General features: G+C 66.4%; 11 protein-coding genes and 2 pseudogenes. 5 read left to right on the top strand and 8 right to left on the bottom strand.

Features of this window, described 5'->3' with window-relative positions:
- Both ACPT9U_RS16545 and ACPT9U_RS16540 read right to left on the bottom strand, forming a co-directional pair.
- Window positions 1–155, bottom strand: a pseudogene (locus ACPT9U_RS16545) (type IV pili twitching motility protein PilT); the annotation flags it as partial.
- Between the two features lie 40 nt (window positions 156–195).
- The gene (locus tag ACPT9U_RS16540; protein WP_418365466.1) at window positions 196–1,239 is read right to left on the bottom strand and encodes a type IV pilus twitching motility protein PilT; all 1,044 of its coding nucleotides are present in this window, start codon (window positions 1,237–1,239) and stop codon (window positions 196–198) included.
- A 114-nt stretch (window positions 1,240–1,353) separates the two neighbouring features.
- On the opposite strand from ACPT9U_RS16540, the gene ACPT9U_RS16535 reads away from it, so the two are divergent.
- Genes ACPT9U_RS16535 through ACPT9U_RS16525 form a run of 3 tightly spaced genes read left to right on the top strand, consistent with a single transcriptional unit; the run spans window position 1,354 to window position 3,514 of the window.
- Window positions 1,354–2,061: a YggS family pyridoxal phosphate-dependent enzyme gene (locus ACPT9U_RS16535; RefSeq protein WP_435751739.1), complete on the top strand. Its 708-nt coding sequence runs from the start codon at window positions 1,354–1,356 to the stop codon at window positions 2,059–2,061.
- A 43-nt stretch (window positions 2,062–2,104) separates the two neighbouring features.
- Window positions 2,105–2,929, top strand: coding sequence for a pyrroline-5-carboxylate reductase (proC, locus tag ACPT9U_RS16530; protein ID WP_418365468.1), 825 nt, complete (start codon window positions 2,105–2,107; stop codon window positions 2,927–2,929).
- A 3-nt stretch (window positions 2,930–2,932) separates the two neighbouring features.
- Complete coding sequence (locus ACPT9U_RS16525; protein WP_418365469.1) at window positions 2,933–3,514, top strand: YggT family protein; 582 nt, start codon at window positions 2,933–2,935, stop codon at window positions 3,512–3,514.
- Between the two features lie 88 nt (window positions 3,515–3,602).
- On the opposite strand, the gene ACPT9U_RS16520 is transcribed toward ACPT9U_RS16525, so the two are convergent.
- The 5 genes from ACPT9U_RS16520 to ACPT9U_RS16500 form a co-directional block, all read right to left on the bottom strand.
- On the bottom strand, window positions 3,603–4,883 hold the full coding sequence (locus ACPT9U_RS16520) for a dihydroorotase (protein ID WP_435751737.1): 1,281 nt from the start codon (window positions 4,881–4,883) through the stop codon (window positions 3,603–3,605).
- Window positions 4,884–4,910: 27 nt separating this feature from the next.
- Window positions 4,911–5,870: an aspartate carbamoyltransferase catalytic subunit gene (locus ACPT9U_RS16515; protein WP_435751735.1), complete on the bottom strand. Its 960-nt coding sequence runs from the start codon at window positions 5,868–5,870 to the stop codon at window positions 4,911–4,913.
- Window positions 5,871–5,960: 90 nt separating this feature from the next.
- On the bottom strand, window positions 5,961–6,464 hold the full coding sequence (gene pyrR, locus ACPT9U_RS16510; RefSeq protein ID WP_435751734.1) for a bifunctional pyr operon transcriptional regulator/uracil phosphoribosyltransferase PyrR: 504 nt from the start codon (window positions 6,462–6,464) through the stop codon (window positions 5,961–5,963).
- Window positions 6,451–6,912, bottom strand: a complete 462-nt coding sequence (gene ruvX, locus ACPT9U_RS16505) for a Holliday junction resolvase RuvX (RefSeq protein WP_435751733.1) — start codon at window positions 6,910–6,912, stop codon at window positions 6,451–6,453. Before ruvX ends, pyrR begins: the two co-directional genes overlap by 14 nt.
- Entirely contained in the window at window positions 6,905–7,480 is a 576-nt protein-coding gene (locus ACPT9U_RS16500) for a YqgE/AlgH family protein (protein WP_435751732.1), read from the bottom strand. Before ACPT9U_RS16500 ends, ruvX begins: the two co-directional genes overlap by 8 nt.
- A 75-nt stretch (window positions 7,481–7,555) precedes the next feature.
- On the opposite strand from ACPT9U_RS16500, the gene ACPT9U_RS16495 reads away from it, so the two are divergent.
- Both ACPT9U_RS16495 and ACPT9U_RS16490 read left to right on the top strand, forming a co-directional pair.
- Window positions 7,556–9,010 (top strand): cryptochrome/photolyase family protein, encoded by a 1,455-nt coding sequence (locus ACPT9U_RS16495; RefSeq protein WP_435751731.1) that lies wholly within the window; start codon window positions 7,556–7,558, stop codon window positions 9,008–9,010.
- 173 nt (window positions 9,011–9,183) lie between these two features.
- Window positions 9,184–10,344, top strand: a pseudogene (locus ACPT9U_RS16490) (MalY/PatB family protein).
- A 55-nt stretch (window positions 10,345–10,399) separates the two neighbouring features.
- Here the strand turns inward: ACPT9U_RS16490 and ACPT9U_RS16485 are convergent.
- The gene (locus ACPT9U_RS16485; RefSeq protein WP_435751741.1) at window positions 10,400–10,549 is read right to left on the bottom strand and encodes a DUF3394 domain-containing protein; all 150 of its coding nucleotides are present in this window, start codon (window positions 10,547–10,549) and stop codon (window positions 10,400–10,402) included.
- Window positions 10,550–10,562 lie beyond the last annotated feature (13 nt).

Raw genomic sequence — 10,562 nt, 5'->3', positions numbered from 1 at the left:
TGGGGCTGCAGGATCTGGTTGGACTGCGGGATGATCTTGCCGTCGATCTTGATCGCGGGCGGAAAGCCCGCGGTGATGAAGAGGTCGGAACCGTTCTTCTGCAGCATCAGCCGCAGCAGATCGTGCATGAACTTGAGGGCCTGATCGCGTTCCATCTGCTTGTGCTCCTGCGGGCGGGAGAGTGGGGGATGCCGGTCAACCGGCGAAGCTTTCCTTGTTCTGCGCCTTGTGGCGGGCTTCTGCCGCCGAGACCACATTGCGCCGCACCAGGTCGGCGAGGCACTGGTCCAGGGTCTGCATACCCGCGTTCTGGCCGGTCTGGATCGAAGAGTACATCTGCGCGATCTTGTTTTCGCGGATCAGGTTGCGGATCGCGGGGGTGCCGATCATGATCTCGTGCGCCGCCACCCGACCCTGACCATCCTTGGTCTTGAGCAGCGTCTGCGAGATCACCGCACGCAGGGACTCCGACAGCATGGAGCGCACCATGTCCTTTTCCGCTGCGGGAAAGACGTCGACGATACGGTCGATGGTCTTTGCTGCCGACGAGGTGTGCAGGGTGCCGAAAACGAGGTGGCCTGTTTCGGCCGCAGTGAGCGCGAGGCGGATGGTCTCGAGGTCGCGCATCTCGCCCACGAGTACCACGTCCGGGTCTTCGCGCAGCGCGGCGCGCAGGGCGTTGTTGAAGGACATGGTGTCGCGGTGCACCTCGCGCTGGTTGATCAGGCAGCGCTTCGATTCATGCACGAATTCGATTGGATCCTCGACGGTGAGGATGTGGCCATACTCGTTTTCGTTCACGTAATCGACCATCGCCGCGAGCGTAGTGGACTTCCCGGAGCCGGTCGGCCCGGTGACGAGCACGATGCCGCGCGGCTGGCTGGCGATATCCTTGAAGATCTTCGGGCAGTTCAGTTCTTCAAGCGAAAGTACCTTGGAGGGAATGGTACGGAAGACGGCTGCGCCGCCGCGATTCTGGTTGAAGGCGTTGACGCGGAAGCGGGCGAGGTTGGGCACGGCGAAGGAGAAGTCGCACTCCCAGGTTTCCTCGAACTGCTTGCGCTGCCCGTCGTTCATGATGTCGTACACCATGCCGTGCACTTCCTTGTGCTCGAGTGGCGGCAGGTTGATGCGCCGGACATCGCCATGTACGCGGATCATGGGCGGCAGACCGGCGGAAAGGTGGAGGTCGGAGGCCTTGTTCTTGACCGCGAAGGCGAGCAGTTCGGTGATGTCCATGGTCTTTCCGGCGCAGTGGCGCCCCGTATGCGGGGCAGGTTGAACGAAAATCGGGCGAACAGCGCAATGCTATACTTTTCGCGCTTCGCTCCCCAAGGAAATAGGCCACGAATCATGACGACAATCGCCGAGCGCCTGCTTGCCGTCCGCAGCCGTGTCGCGGCCGCTGCCCAAGCTGTGGGGCGTTCCACTGATGATGTCCAGCTCATGGCCGTCAGCAAGACCTGGCCGGCCGAAGCGGTGCGCGAGGCGGCCGAGGCTGGACAGCGCGTGTTTGGTGAAAACTACGTCCAGGAGGGCGTGGACAAGGTCGAGGCCCTGCGCGGGATGGGGCTGGAGTGGCATTTCATCGGCCCGCTGCAGAGCAACAAGACACGGCCGGTGGCGAACGCCTTTGACTGGGTGCACAGCATCGACCGGCTGAAGATCGCCGAACGCCTGTCCGCACAGCGCGATGTGCACCTGGCGCCGCTGAACGTGTGCGTCCAGGTCAATGTCAGTGGCGAGGACAGCAAGAGCGGCGTCGCGCCCGAGCAGGCGATCGAGCTGGCGCACGCGGTTGCCGTTCTCCCACAGCTTCGCTTGCGCGGCCTGATGTGCATTCCCGAGCCGACTGAGGATGTGGCACTTCTGCGTGCCCGCTTCGGCTTGCTGCGCAGTCTGCGTGATGCGCTCCTCAAAGGTGGGCTGGAAGTCGATACGCTCTCGATGGGCATGTCGCACGACATCGAGCCGGCCATTGCCGAAGGGGCGACCATCGTGCGCGTCGGCACCGCGATCTTCGGCGAGCGGCAGACGCGGGTGGGCGTCACATCGGCCTGATCGGCGCCTGCGCGCACATCAGACTTTATCTCGAGGTCATTGAATGAAGATTACCTTCCTCGGTGGTGGCAACATGGCCACTGCCCTCATCGGCGGAATGCTGGAACGTGGCTTCTTGCCTGCAGACATCCAGGTCGTGGAACTCGGCAGCGAGGCGTGCGCGGTACTCGAGGGCCGGTTCAGCGTGCGCGCGGTGGCGGCCTTCGACGAGGCTGCGCTGGACTGCGATGTGGTCGTGCTCGCGGTCAAGCCGCAGCAGATGAAGCTGGCGCTTGCTCCGCTCGCGGGGCGCCTCGACGGGCAACTCGTGATCAGCATCGCCGCCGGCCTGCGCCTGGCCGACCTCGGCCGCTGGCTGGGGGGGCAAGGGCGCCCTTACACCCGCCTGGTGCGCTGCATGCCCAACACCCCCGCGCTGATCGGTGCCGGTGTGACCGGCCTGTACGCGGATCCCTCGGTGGATGCCGCCGGGCGTGAGGACGCCGAGCGCATCCTCAGCGCGGTGGGCAGCACGGTGTGGGCCGAAACCGAGGCGCAGATGGATGCGGTGACGGCGATCTCGGGTAGTGGCCCGGCGTATGTGTTTCACTTCATCGAGGCGCTGGAAGCTGCGGGCCAGCGCCTGGGCTTCGATGAGGTGGCCGCGCGCCGGCTGGCGATCGACACCGTGCTCGGCGCGGCGAAGCTGGCCGCGGGCTCGGCGGACGCGCCCGCAGTGCTGCGCCAGAAGGTGACGTCCAAGGGCGGCACGACGGAGGCGGCACTGGCCCATCTGGCTGGTGCAGGCTGGCACGATGTGCTGGTCGCCGCGGTTGGCGCCGCCGAGGCGCGGGGCCGCGAACTCGGTGAATTACTCGGAAAGGACTGAGCGATGCTCGCGAACATCCTGTTGCTGGTGGTTGACGTGCTCGCCAGCTTCATCACGCTCATGCTGCTGGCGCGCTTCTACATGCAGTGGCAGCGCATATCCTTCCGCAACCAGCTCGGCCAGTTCGTGGTCAGCACCACCGACTGGGCCGTGCGTCCGCTGCGTCGTGTCGTGCCTGGCCTGTTCGGGCTCGACATGGCCAGCCTGCTGCCGGCCTGGGTGGTGCAGGTGCTGCTGGTGGCCTTCGAGCTCAGTTTGCATGGTGCCGCCTTCAGCGGCGATTCCGCGTCGGTGCTGGCCGGTCTGCTGGGCGTGGGGCTGATCGAGCTGCTGCGAATGATGGTGTACCTGCTGTTTGCAGTGGTGCTCGGCTCGGCGATCCTGTCCTGGGTGAGCCCGCACGCGCCGCTGGCACCGGTGCTGCACTCGCTTGCTGCGCCGTTCCTGCGTCCCTTCCGTCGCGTGGTTCCGACCATTGCCAATGTCGACCTCTCTCCGCTGGTGTTACTGCTGGTGCTGCAGATCGTTTTGATGGTGCTCGCCGGGGTGCGCAACGGCTTTGCGCCCCTGCTGTTCGGCGCCTGATCTCCGCGTTGGCGTTCGAACGAAAAGGGGCAGCCGCAACCGGCTGCCCCTTTTCGTTCAAGGCCGGCGACCGGGCGCCGGCGAGGATTCAGCGGCCTTCGTACATCACCTGGCCCTCGACCAGGGTGTAGCGCACCTTTCCGGGCAGTTCCATGCCGAGGAAGGGCGTGTTCTTGCCTTGGCTCTTCAGCCCCTCGCGGGTGACGATGCCGTGGGCTGCCGGATCGAAGACGCATACGTCGGCGCGTGCGCCGACCGACAGGTGGCCGGCCTTGGTGATGCCGACGATCTTCGCCGCGTCCGAGGTGATGCGGGCGAGGCCGTCGAGCAGCGAAAGACCAGCGCGGTCCGCCCACTTCAGCGTCAGCGGCAGCAGGAGCTCGAGTCCGGTGGCCCCGGGCTCGGACTCGGAGAATGGGGTCTGCTTGCCATCATCGTCCACCGGCGTGTGGTCCGAGCACAGGGCGTTGATGCGGCCGTCAGCGAGTCCCTTGCAGAGCGCCTCACGGTCGCGCTGGCTGCGCAGCGGCGGGATCAGGTGGCAATTGGGGTCGAAATAGCCGATATCCATGTCGCACAGATGGACGTGGTTGATCGATACGTCGCAGGTCACGTCCACCCCTTCGGTGCGCGCCTGGTCGATCAAGGCGAGGCCGGCGGCCGAGGACAGGCGGGTAATGTGCAGGCGCGCACCCGTGGCCTTGGCCAGTTCGAGGTAGGTGTACAGTCCCACCGTCTCGGCCGCGACCGGGATGCCGGTGAGGCCCAGGCGGGTGGCGACCTCGCCGTCGTGCGCGTGACCAATGCGCGACAGGAAGGGTGCAAGCGGCTGCAGCCAGACGCGGAAATCGAAGGTTGCGGCGTACTGTAGCGCCCGCATCAGCACTGCGTTGTCCACGACCGGCACATTGGCTTGCGAGAAGGCCACGCAGCCGGCTTCGACCAGTTCGGCCATCTCCGACAGGCGCTCGCCCTTGAGGCCGAGCGTGAGTGCTCCGACCGGGTAGATGTGGGCGCGGTTCAGCTTCTTGGCGCGGTAGGTCAGCATCTCGACCAGGCCGGGCTCGTCGAGTGCCGGGTCGGTGTCGGGCGGGATCGCCAGGCTGGTGACGCCACCGGCCATCGCCGCCTCCATCTCGGACTCGAGCGTGGCACGGTATTCGAACCCGGGCTCGCGCAGGCGCGCGGCGAGGTCGATGAAGCCGGGGGCGACCACGAGGCCGCTGGCGTCGATCGTACGCTCGGCGACGAAGTCCTGCGGGGCCTGACCGAGGGCGACGATCTTGCCGCCCGAAACATAGACGTCTTGCACCGCGTCGCTGCGGTTGGCCGGGTCGATGACGCGGCCCTTGGAAATCAGGATGTTCATGCTCGTTCGTCTTCCGGTGGCGGGCGCTCAGCGGCTGCCCAGCATGCTCATGACCGCCATGCGCACGGCGATGCCGAAGGTGACCTGGGGCAGGATGACCGCCTGCGCGCCATCCGCTACCGCCGAGTCGATCTCGACGCCGCGGTTCATCGGACCGGGGTGCATCACGATGGCGTCGGGCTTGGCGAGCGCGAGCTTCTCGGCGGTCAGGCCCCAGATCTTGTAGTACTCCTGCGGCGTGGGTAGCAGCGCGCCATTCATGCGCTCGTTCTGCAGGCGCAGCATCATCACCACGTCGACGCCCTTCAGGCCCTCGCGCATGTCGTGGAACACGCGGACGCCGAGCTTTTCGACTTCGGTCGGCAGCAGGGTCTTGGGGCCGATTACGCGCACCTCGGGCACACCGAGTGTGGTCAGCGCGGCAATCTGGCTGCGCGCGACGCGCGAGTGCAGCACGTCGCCGACGATCGCCACCGTCAGGTTGCTGAAGTCCTGCTTGAAGTGGCGGATCGTATACATGTCCAGCAGGCCCTGGGTCGGGTGCGCATGCCGCCCGTCGCCGGCGTTGACCACGCTGATGTGTTCGCGCCGGGTATTGCGCAGGTGCTGGGCGATCAGCATCGGCGCGCCGCTGGCGGCATGGCGCACGACGAACATGTCGGCCTGCATCGCACACAGGTTGTCGACAGTGTCGAGCAGGCTCTCGCCCTTGGCCGCAGAGCTGGTGTTGATGTTGAGGTTCACCACGTCGGCCGACAGCCGCTTGGCGGCGATCTCGAAGGTGGTGCGGGTGCGTGTCGAGTTCTCGAAGAACAGGTTGAACACGCTCTTGCCGCGCAGCAGCGGCAGCTTCTTGACCTCGCGCTCGGCGACTTCGGTGAAGGGCGCGGCGGTGTCGAGGATGGTGGTGAGGATGTCGCGCGGCAGACCGTCTAGCGTGAGCAGGTGCTGCAGTTCGCCGTGCTGGTTGAGCTGGGGGTGGCGCATCGGGCGTGCCTCGGTGTCAGCGAGTGGGCAGGAAAGGGAGGGGGTGATGAGAAGACGGAGCAGCGCAGTCGCGCTGTGTCCGTACGGCGGTTACTCGTTCCCGGTCAGTTCGAGTGTGAACCGGCCGTTCTCGTCGCGCTGCAACTGCAGGCTCTGCTCGCGCGGCAGCGCCTGGGGCAGGGTGTGCGCACAGTAGCGCGCAGCGATCGGCAGTTCACGGCTGCCACGGTCGGCCAGTACGGCGAGTTCGACCATCGCCGGGCGTCCGAAATCGAACAGTTCGTTGAGTGCAGCCCGAGTGGTGCGCCCCGTGTACAGCACGTCATCGACGAGGATCACATGCGCGCCATCCACGTTGAAGGGGATCTCGGTGCGCTGCGGGCTGGCATGCAGACCCTTGCTGCCGTAGTCATCGCGGTAAAACGAGACGTCAATCGCGCCCAGTGGCTGGGTGATGCCGAGCTCGGCGTGCAGCCGCTCGGCCAGCCACAGGCCGCCGGTGTAGATGCCTACGAGCGCTGTCTTAGGCGTGACGTGGGGGCGAATCTGCTCGGCGAGCTGCCGGTAGAGGGCTTCGGCGTCAAGGTTCTTCATGGCGTCGGGTGTCCAGGAAAGTTTGCAGGATGAGCCGCGCGGAGGCTGCGTCGAGTACCGCTTTGCGTTCGCGCCAGTGCTTGCGGCCGGCGTCGGCGAGCTCGCGTTCGGCCGCCACCGAAGACAGGCGTTCGTCGGCGGTGAATACGGGTAGCCCGAAGCGGCCGTGGAGTTGGTTCGCGAAGCGGTGACAGCGCGCGGTAAGCTCGTGCGCCGTGCCGTCGAGGTGGGTGGGAATGCCGACCACGAGGGCGATCGGCCGCCATTTCTCGATCAAGGCGGCAATTGCCTGGAAGCGGGCGTCGCTGGCCTCCTCGTGCACGGTGGTGAGCGCGCTGGCTTGGCAGGTTTCCAGCTCGCCGCTGGCAATGCCGATGCGCGCGAGGCCGAAGTCGAATCCGAGAACGGTGCCGCGCGCGGGCAGGGCGGCGGCGACCGCGTCAGGCATGCCCGGCAACCTCGCTCAGGTTGGTGAAGTCGACGCCCAGCTTCTGCATCGCGGCGGCAAGCCGCTCTTCGGGTGGCAGATCGAATACGATGGCCATGTCTGCGGGTACGGTGAGCCAGGCGTTGTCGAGCAGTTCCTGCTCGAGCTGGCCCGCGGCCCAGCCGGCGTAGCCAAGGGTGACGAGCACCTGCTCCGGCTTGCCGTTCGCGCCGATGGCCTGGAGCACGTCGCGGCTGCTGGTCAGGCCGACCTCGTCGGTCACCTTGAGCGTGGAGTGCCAGTCGCCGAGTGGCCGGTGCAGCACGAAGCCGCGGTCGGTCTGCACCGGGCCACCGAAATACACCGGCTGGGCGGAAATGCCCTCGGCTTCCAGTGGGAGTTCGATGCGCTCGAAAAGCGTCGCGAGCGTCATGTCGATCGGCCGGTTCACGATGAGACCGAGCGCGCCCTGGTCATTGTGTTCGGCGATATAGGTCAGGGTGCGCGCGAAGTGAGGATCGACCATGTTGGGCATGGCGATCAGGAAGTGGTGTGTGAAATTGGCCGTGGGCGTATCCATGGACGGCATTTTACGCCCATCGACCCCGTTCTTGGCGCTACGGGCTGGGTCATAATGCAGGCTTTATTTGTCCTGGACAGATCAATGCCTTCCGCTCTCGTCTGGTTTCGTCGCGATCTGCGCAGCTTTGACCATGCGGCGCTCCATCATGCCCTGCGCTTCGCCGATCGCGTGCATTGTGCCTTCGTGTTCGATACCGCGATCCTGGAGGCGCTGCGCTCGCGCCGGGATCGCCGTGTCGAGTTCATCCATGCCAGCTTGATCGAGCTCGATGAAGCGCTCGGGGCCATGGCGCGCGCAGCGGGAGGGGTGGGGGCTGGGGTGATCGTGCGCCACGGCCGTGCCGAGGATGTGCTGCCGCGTCTGGCCGCAGTGCTCGGCGTGGACAAGGTCTTCGCCAACCGCGACTATGAACCCGGCGCGATCGTGCGTGACAGCCGGGTGGCGCAGGCGCTCGCGGAAGCCGGCATCGGCTACCAGGATTTCAAGGACCAGGTGATCTTCGAGCGCGACGACGTGCTGACGCAGGCAGGCAAGTCCTACAGCGTGTTCACGCCATACAAGAACGCCTGGCTCAAGGCGATTGATGATTTCCAGCTCAAGGCGTATCCAGTGGAGAAATACGCCGTGTACCTGGCGCCGAAGCCGATGGGTGAAACTCTGCCCAGCCTGGCCGATATCGGCTTCGAACCCGCCGGGCTCGCCGAGCTGAACCTGCCCACGGGCATGCGTGGCGGACGGCGGTTGTTCGAGGACTTCGCCGCGCGCATCGACCGCTACAAGCGCGCGCGCGATTTTCCTGCGGTGAAGGGCGTCAGCTATCTGTCCACGCATCTGCGCTTCGGCACGGTGTCGATCCGCCAACTCGCCGCGCACGCTCGAGCCCGAGGCGGCGAGGGTGCCGACAGCTGGCTGTCGGAGCTGATCTGGCGCGACTTCTATCACCAGATCCTGTGGCACAACCCGCGGGTGGTCGATCATGCCTTCCGTCCGGAGTATGAGGCGGTCAAATGGGATGATGCCCCCGAGCGCTTCGCCGCATGGTGCGAGGCGCGCACGGGCTACCCGATCGTGGACGCGGCGATGCGCCAGTTGAACCAGACCGGCTGGATGCACAACCGGCTGCGCATGATCGTGGCCTCCTTTCTCACAAAAGACCTCGGCATCGACTGGCGCCTCGGTGAGCGCTACTTCGCCGCCCAGCTCAACGATTACGATCTCGCTGCCAACAACGGTGGCTGGCAGTGGGCGGCCTCCACCGGGTGCGATGCGCAGCCCTGGTTCCGCATCTTCAATCCCGTCACCCAGTCGGAAAAGTTCGACCCCGAGGGCCGCTTCATCCGCCGCTACCTGCCCGAACTTGCACGTGTGCCCGACAAGTTCATCCACGCGCCATGGACCCTGGGTGGCATCGACCAGACGGCGTGCCGTACCAAGATCGGTGTCGACTACCCGGAACCGATCGTGGACCACGCTGCCGCACGCGAGCACACCCTGCAACGCTTCGGGGTGGTAAAGAACGACGGGCAAGCTGGATAGGCTCTCCGTCGGCCGCCTCCACGCAGTTTCCCTGCACAAGGCGGCGCGTGTAGGCGGTGGCTTCGATTCCGGTCCCGCTGATGGATCGCAGCTGCACCAACCATCGCTCAAGGGCTGCGCCCTCCACCCCGATGCGGGACAATGCCCCTCGTGCAACCTCCGACGCTCTCGCCATGACCGCCCCCGCCTTCGATTTCGACCGCATCATCGACCGCCGCAGCCTGCCAAGCGAAAAGTGGGGCCGCTACGCGGGGCGGGACGTCCTTCCCCTGTGGGTCGCCGACATGGACTTTGCGGCGCCGCCCGCCGTGGTCGAGGCGCTCCATCGCCGGATCGATCATGGTGTGTTCGGCTACACCGACGCCTGGCCGTCCCTGGTTGAGGCGGTCGTCGAGGGGCTGCAGCGTGACCATGGCTGGACCATAGATCCCGACTGGCTGGTCTGGCTTCCGGGTGTGGTGACGGGCTTCAACCTGGCCTGTGCGATCGCCGGCAAACCCGGCGACGGGGTGCTCACCGCGGCGCCGGTGTACCCGCCCTTCCTGTCCGCACCGGAGAACACGGACCGGGTGCTGCAGCGCTGCGAACTGGTGCTTCAGGAGGGACGCTGATGTTGGGACTGGGCGGCGCTGGAGGCGAGTGTTGATGCGCGTAGCCAGATGTTGCTGCTGTGCTCGCCGCACAACCCGGTGGGGCGCGTTTTCGACGAAGCGGAACTGCGCCGACTGGCGGATTTCGCGCGCCGGCACGACCTCCTGATCTGCTCCGATGAGATCCACTGCGGCCTGGTGCTCGACGAAGACTGCCGGCATCGCCCGATCGCTGCGCTGGATGCCGATGCGGCGCAGCGCACGATCACGCTGATGGCGCCGTCCAAGACCTGGAACGTCCCAGCGCTGTACTGCGCCTTCGCCGTCATTCCGGACGCTGGGCTGCGCCGGCGTTACCGCCACGCGATGCGCGGCATCGTGCCGCATGTGAACGTGCTCGGCATGGTCGCGGCCGAGGCCGCCTACCGCGATGGTGACCCCTGGCGGCAGGCGCTGCTCGCCTATCTGCGTGGCAACCGCGACCGGGTCATGGAGGCGGTCGCGGCCATGCCGGGCATCTCGCTAGCACGACCGGAGGCGACCTATCTGGCGTGGCTCGATTGTCGTGAGCTCATCGCGGAATACAACATCGGGGATGTCGCAGCGTTTTTCGAGGCAGCCGGCGTCGGCTTGTCCGACGGGCGCTACTTCGGTGCGCCCGGGTGGCTGCGGCTCAATTTTGGCTGCCCGCGTGCGACACTGGACGAGGCCCTCGCCCGCATGGCTACGGCCACCGGCGCCTGAGCGCCTGCGGCCTCGTCCGGGTTACTTGCGGGCCCTAATCTGCCGGGCCTGAAGTTCACCCCTGCGTGCGCTCATCGGCGAGCGCCGCCGCGCGTTCGGCCGCACGCCTGCGCTGCCTCGGCTTCTGCATCGCCCACACGAGCGCAATCAGCGCGAAGGCGGGCAGGTACATCCACTCCTTGTCGGGCCGCTCGGCCGCGGGCAGCTCGATGCTGGCG

This window comes from Thauera sp. AutoDN2, from assembly GCF_051280715.1.
Classification (GTDB): Bacteria; Pseudomonadota; Gammaproteobacteria; order Burkholderiales; family Rhodocyclaceae; genus Thauera.
Note: the sequence above shows the minus strand (reverse complement) of the source record. Positions and strands in the feature narration are given on the sequence as shown.

Excerpts from the sequence above, each read along its gene's own strand:
- pyrR (WP_435751734.1), bottom strand. The coding sequence starts at position 6,464 with ATGAAGAACCTTGACGCCGAAGCCCTCTACCGGCAGCTCGCCGAGCAG.
- ACPT9U_RS16500 (WP_435751732.1), bottom strand. The coding sequence starts at position 7,480 with ATGCCGTCCATGGATACGCCCACGGCCAATTTCACACACCACTTCCTG.
- ruvX (WP_435751733.1), bottom strand. The coding sequence starts at position 6,912 with ATGCCTGACGCGGTCGCCGCCGCCCTGCCCGCGCGCGGCACCGTTCTC.
- ACPT9U_RS16495 (WP_435751731.1), top strand. The coding sequence starts at position 7,556 with ATGCCTTCCGCTCTCGTCTGGTTTCGTCGCGATCTGCGCAGCTTTGAC.
- ACPT9U_RS16535 (WP_435751739.1), top strand. The coding sequence starts at position 1,354 with ATGACGACAATCGCCGAGCGCCTGCTTGCCGTCCGCAGCCGTGTCGCG.
- proC (WP_418365468.1), top strand. The coding sequence starts at position 2,105 with ATGAAGATTACCTTCCTCGGTGGTGGCAACATGGCCACTGCCCTCATC.
- ACPT9U_RS16520 (WP_435751737.1), bottom strand. The coding sequence starts at position 4,883 with ATGAACATCCTGATTTCCAAGGGCCGCGTCATCGACCCGGCCAACCGC.
- ACPT9U_RS16525 (WP_418365469.1), top strand. The coding sequence starts at position 2,933 with ATGCTCGCGAACATCCTGTTGCTGGTGGTTGACGTGCTCGCCAGCTTC.
- ACPT9U_RS16515 (WP_435751735.1), bottom strand. The coding sequence starts at position 5,870 with ATGCGCCACCCCCAGCTCAACCAGCACGGCGAACTGCAGCACCTGCTC.
- ACPT9U_RS16540 (WP_418365466.1), bottom strand. The coding sequence starts at position 1,239 with ATGGACATCACCGAACTGCTCGCCTTCGCGGTCAAGAACAAGGCCTCC.